Raw genomic sequence first — 1,324 nt, forward strand, 5'->3', positions numbered from 1 at the left:
CAATATTATTACCGTTGCAAACTCTGACAATGAAAAAACGGCAGTAAGCGCTGGCTTGGGAAGCTTAGATTACGAAGAGCTGAGCTTTGTTAGTGGTACCAAGGTTGGTGAAAATGGTCACTTAAACGTATCGGTTGGCTACGACTCCGATGAGGGATACAACGTTCATCCTATGCCGGGAATAAATGATGGTGACCGACATGGCTTTGAATCACGCAATGCTCTAATTGGTTATGTCCATAATTTTGATCAGCAATGGAGTGGTTTTGCTAACTTCCGCATGTTCGAGACTATCTCTCAATATGATGGTTCCTATGTTGATTCAACGGGAGCACCTGTCCACTCTTACAAAGAGGCTGAAGTTCAGAACTCTACCTTTGCTGCTGGAGTTAAATATAGTGGCAGTGAGCTTAAGTCTGATTTCCTAGTAAACTATCAGAATCAAGATAACTGGAACTACGAACAGTCTTTAGGCAAGAACTCAGCGTCAGCAACATCTGATGAGCTTGAACAGCTAAATGTTCAATGGGTGAATTCATACAAACTGACTTCGGCACTGACTCTTAGTGGCGGTGTAGATTGGCGTGATGAGGCTTATATTGTTAAGCCTTCGAATACTGAATATGACAGAACGAATGTTGCGTACTTCGCTGCATTAAACGCAGATGCGGATAAAGTGTTCGGAGAACTGAGTCTTCGTGTTGATGACAATGAGCAGTTCGGTACAGAAACGACTTACAACACAGGGCTAGGCTATCGTTATGCTGAGTGGCTTGTTGTTAAAGCAGCTTATGGTACATCCTTCAAGGCACCTAACTTGTATCGACTATATAGCTACTACGGTAATGCACAGTTAGAAGCTGAAAAGGCAGATTCATTTGAGTTGACCTTTGGTGGCTTAATTAAGGATGTTGATTGGTCGATTACTGGCTATGATACGAATGTCGAAGACCTCATCGATTACAATTACGCGACAAGCAAGTACTACAATACCGATGGCGAAAGCCAACTACGTGGTGTGGAAATGGTTGTTGGGTTTGATACCAGCTTTATCAATCACCAAGTGAGCGCCAACTTCCAAGATCCAGAAAATCAATCTGGTGAGCAGCTGACACGCCGAGCTAAGAAGATTTATAAATATAATGCAGTGGCTAGTTTCGATGAAGTTGATGTTTCTATAGGTTACCAATATGTAGGTGAACGACCTGACTTCTCTGAGGATCTTACGGCATATAGCTTGCTCGATGTTTCAGTTAACTACTATGCGAATGAAAACCTAACCTTAAATGGTCGAGTAGATAACTTAACAGATGAAGAGTATGAA

At 42.1% G+C, this 1,324-nt stretch carries 1 protein-coding gene; it reads left to right on the forward strand.

Annotated elements, in window-relative coordinates; genetic code table 11:
- Nucleotides 1-1,324: TonB-dependent receptor domain-containing protein (locus A3712_RS06975; RefSeq protein ID WP_063522847.1), on the forward strand; the 1,324-nt coding region annotated here is incomplete at both ends.

This window comes from Vibrio sp. HI00D65, from assembly GCF_001635455.1.
Taxonomy (GTDB): domain Bacteria; phylum Pseudomonadota; class Gammaproteobacteria; order Enterobacterales; family Vibrionaceae; genus Vibrio.